This is a genomic window from Clostridium acidisoli DSM 12555 (assembly GCF_900176305.1).
Taxonomy (GTDB): domain Bacteria; phylum Bacillota; class Clostridia; order Clostridiales; family Clostridiaceae; genus Clostridium_I; species Clostridium_I acidisoli.
This window is the reverse complement of the sequence record NZ_FWXH01000052.1, coordinates 1-3,801: the sequence shown is the minus strand read 5'-3', so window position 1 is coordinate 3,801 and position 3,801 is coordinate 1. Positions and strand designations below refer to the sequence as shown.

Annotated in this window: 7 protein-coding genes and 1 pseudogene; 2 read left to right on the top strand and 6 right to left on the bottom strand. The window is 27.4% G+C overall.

The window, feature by feature from the left end:
* Positions 1–2: 2 nt before the first annotated feature.
* Positions 3–218: pseudogene (locus B8978_RS19240) on the bottom strand (sporulation peptidase YabG); the annotation flags it as partial.
* A gap of 78 nt (positions 219–296) precedes the next feature.
* Between B8978_RS19240 and B8978_RS19235 the strand changes: the two are divergent.
* Positions 297–683 (top strand): helix-turn-helix domain-containing protein, encoded by a 387-nt coding sequence (locus B8978_RS19235; protein WP_084117895.1) that lies wholly within the window; start codon positions 297–299, stop codon positions 681–683.
* A 138-nt stretch (positions 684–821) separates the two neighbouring features.
* Here the strand turns inward: B8978_RS19235 and B8978_RS20025 are convergent, their stop codons facing one another.
* The 4 genes from B8978_RS20025 to B8978_RS19220 form a co-directional block, all read right to left on the bottom strand.
* Entirely contained in the window at positions 822–968 is a 147-nt protein-coding gene (locus tag B8978_RS20025) for a hypothetical protein (RefSeq protein WP_176212769.1), read from the bottom strand.
* Positions 958–2,256: a helix-turn-helix transcriptional regulator gene (locus tag B8978_RS19230; protein ID WP_084117894.1), complete on the bottom strand. Its 1,299-nt coding sequence runs from the start codon at positions 2,254–2,256 to the stop codon at positions 958–960. Before B8978_RS19230 ends, B8978_RS20025 begins: the two co-directional genes overlap by 11 nt.
* A 295-nt stretch (positions 2,257–2,551) precedes the next feature.
* Positions 2,552–2,815, bottom strand: coding sequence for a hypothetical protein (locus B8978_RS19225; RefSeq protein ID WP_084117893.1), 264 nt, complete (start codon positions 2,813–2,815; stop codon positions 2,552–2,554).
* A gap of 103 nt (positions 2,816–2,918) precedes the next feature.
* Complete coding sequence (locus B8978_RS19220; protein WP_242950601.1) at positions 2,919–3,143, bottom strand: Y-family DNA polymerase; 225 nt, start codon at positions 3,141–3,143, stop codon at positions 2,919–2,921.
* Positions 3,144–3,178: 35 nt separating this feature from the next.
* Between B8978_RS19220 and B8978_RS20020 the strand changes: the two genes are divergently transcribed.
* Positions 3,179–3,322 (top strand): hypothetical protein, encoded by a 144-nt coding sequence (locus tag B8978_RS20020; RefSeq protein WP_176212768.1) that lies wholly within the window; start codon positions 3,179–3,181, stop codon positions 3,320–3,322.
* A 355-nt stretch (positions 3,323–3,677) separates the two neighbouring features.
* On the opposite strand, the gene B8978_RS20570 is transcribed toward B8978_RS20020, so the two are convergent.
* The coding region (locus B8978_RS20570) for a fibronectin type III domain-containing protein (RefSeq protein ID WP_176212767.1) at positions 3,678–3,801 on the bottom strand (124 nt) is incomplete at its 5' end.

Genomic DNA, 3,801 nt, shown 5'->3' with positions numbered 1-3,801 from the left:
GTTTATCTAATGAATGCAGACTTTGGATACCCTTCTCTACATTTTCCACGGGTTTGTAACCCTCCAATACCTTTGTAGCCTGTTATAGTGTTTTTTACAACATCTTGTATGTTTACAATTTCATTTATACTTGTATAAGCAACCTTTTGACATACAAAAACAGGATCAAGGCAATGAATTAGAACTCGTTCTGGTGAACTAGCGTAATTAGCTCCAGCTCACTTAACCAAATTGCGATAATTAAAAAGATATTTACAAATAAGACTTTATACCTATATAAAGAGCTTTATAAGGGATTGCCAGAGACAACTATTGCTGACAAAATTATTAAATTAAGATATACCCATAACTTAAGACAAGAAGATCTAGCTGATTTATTAAATATGCATTGTAGTGCAATAGATGGCTGGGAAGTTCATAATGTCATGCCAAAACCCATAAGCATAGATAAATTATGTAAATTATTCAATTTACCTTATAACTATTTCCATGAATATTATAAAATATATTTTAATAATCCCGGCGAGAAAATCAAATCCTGGAAGATTAAAAATAAATTAACTTATGAGAAGTTATCCAAATTATTAGGTATTACCCATTCATGTGTTGGAAGGTTACTTAATAATAAAATTAATCTTTCATATAATATATATATGGAATTAAAAAAGTTAGGAGCTTTTTAAAGCTATGTACATTTCTCTTCTATAAAAATATATCTAATATTAAAAATTATCTCTTATCAATTTTAATCATAAAAGAAAAGAGTTATATTAAAATGAAGGTAAATCATTTTATATAACTCTTTTACAAATGTATTTTAATTAACTGTTTGGAGATTCTATATCAATTTTAATAATATGAGTATTTGTACTTTTTGTATTGTTACTTAATGTAGCAGTGGATATCGTTAGTGTTAGCATTAAACAACTTAATCCTAAAGTTAAACTTTTTATTATTTTATTTTTCATAGCTACACCCCCAATCTAAATTTTTTGATAATAATAAATATTTCTTGCATAAATCTGTTTTATCTTCATTTAGATACATAAGAGCTAATTCATCATAAATTGATTTAATCATTTCATTGCTTTTAGTAGACTTTAACAAATCAATAATTTCAAAATAAACCTTCTCTAACTTTTCAGTGTCATTCATTTTATCGTATATTTTTGTTAATAAATAATTACCTTTTAACAAATATTCTAAATCATTATATTCTTCTGCATATTTTAAGCCTAATTCTATGGCTTCAATTGCTTTTGTATTCAAATCCTGTTTTAATAAAACCTCTGATTTTTCTATAAGTGTGGCCGCCAATATTGGCTTATTAACTTCTCTTATTGTTTTTTCAGCCATATTAAAGTATTTAATACTTTCTTTAAAGTCATTTTTAGCACAATAATTTGATCCCATGTTGCTATATATATATCCTAAAAAAGCACTTTTATCATCCAAAATTTTAGTTAGTAAAAATTTATATACCTCTATTGCCTTATCATATTCACCTATAGCATTATAGCAAGTCCCTTTTGTATTATGTGCAAAGAAATATAGCCTAAAATCTTCTTTCTCATCACATACTGATAAAAATCTTTCAATAGTTTCTAACGCTACCTCTATTTGATTTAATCGTCTATAGCACATTGCCATAGAATATAGGCATAATTTTTTTGTTTTAAAATCATTATATTGAGAACAATAATATTGACTTAATTGATAATATTCAATTGCAGTATCATATTTTAAATCGTCTGCCTTGCAGACTCCCATTTTCCAATAAATATACCCTAATTTTTCATTTTTCTTAATGCCTATGCATATTTCTCTAGCTTTTTTATAAATATCACAAGCTACTTGAAATTCCCTTTCTTTGAAGTAAATTTCACCTAATCTGCAATATGCTTCTACCTTAACTTCTATAAGATTATATTCATTAACTATCTGAAAAATTCCATCTATGATATCCATTTTAATGTTGGTATCTTTAAGCCTTCTTAAACAATATAACTCTGCATCTTCCTTGGGCGAGCGCATAAGATATGCTTCATCTACATTCATAATAATATCAAGTTCTTCTGCTCTTTCATTAAATCTTTCAGCAAGTTTTAATGCTGTAGCATAAGTTACATCCCTTTTGTCAGTTTCCATCATGCTTATTAATCCTCTAGTTACATTCTCACTTCTTAAATCATCTTGTTTTAAACCTAGTTGGGTTCTCAAGCGTCTTAATTTTTCTCCTGTAGTCAAGAATTTCATGATATCACCTTTATTCCAATATATTTGTATTATATTTAAATTATATATCATATTTTAGGTGCACGCAACTTATACGGCAACTTTTTGTTAGTTACATTGTTTATTGAAATTTTCTTAATGATTTTTATTCTCCTCAATATTTTTCTTCTCGTTCACTCCGAGGCACTATTATTTTTTCCTCGATTTCTCCATATAAATTTTTTCCCATACCCTTTTTTTGAAGATACTCATCTAAATCATGTTTATAGACAATTACTTTCTTTTTCTGTAAGCATCTCGAATCCTCCTTTTATTTCTATATTTTAAACAAAATCCATTTGCAGGTTTGAAGTTCATATTTAATTTCAAACTGCTTCTGTATTCCATCAATTAAACTTTGACATTGAAATACAAACATTGGATTCCCAGCTAGCTTTTCTATGTTCTTAACAATAATTTTATCTATTTTTATTACTTTTACTGATTCATCATCCATTTGTAATCTAAACCTTATAGGTCTTAATTCACCTTTATCATCAGTATAAGAAATTACCTCTATAGGTTTTGCTACAACCTTCATAATTATAAAAACACCTCTCACTTATAACATAGAGCTCATCACTGGAAAACCATCTTCACCGAAGCATCCAAGTCATAGAATTTACATTGAAATGTAAAAAACATTATTGCACTACTGACTCATTTCCATACTTTAACCTAATTTCATCTATTATCTTATTAAGTCTGCTATCTTTAACATAATCAAATGGATATAAATGTTCCTTATTTGAAAAATCTAAAAAGCTCTCATCTAAACTAAACCCCTGAATTTTTGGTTTATATTCCTGGAGCATTTGATGCATTGCTGAACTACACTTCAAATAAGGCCAATATCTAGGCCGTACTATACCTAAATTGAGGCACTTTATTCTAGGTTTAAATATTGTATTTCTTTGCAGATACAGATTTTGCCAAAACTATTCCATGTCTTGATGCCCCATCACCACCTACTACGGAGGCAATTTCTCTTATATCTAATCTAATTTTTCACCTTGCTGCAACCTCTGTATGCGACTTCCCAGGATAGAAAAGCAGAATTAACATCAATATGAAAATTTAATCTTCTCATACTCTTATATTTTCTTATTTACATATTATAGTTAAATTATATGCAAACACAAGTTCGTATGTCAAGATGAAAAAAATGACTCATATAACAAATCTGTTACATAAGACATTTTTTATCGGCTGATCACAAACTATTTAAAAATTTAAATAGTTATTATTATTAAATTTAAGCCTCTTATACTTTTTTTGCATATTATATAATACTTACTTCTAGGACATATAATCTAGCAAAACATTGCTTTCTATTCAAAAATATACCATATAGTAATCTAGTTTATGATAAATAATTTTTTTAATGCTAAACAGTAATATTATTATTTTGTAGTTATTATTGATATTACATTACTTGGTGCCGATTCATTCCCTACTGGATTTTTTGCTGTTACTGTAAAACTATATGAAGTACTTGGCATTAATCCTGTTACTGCATATGTTGTT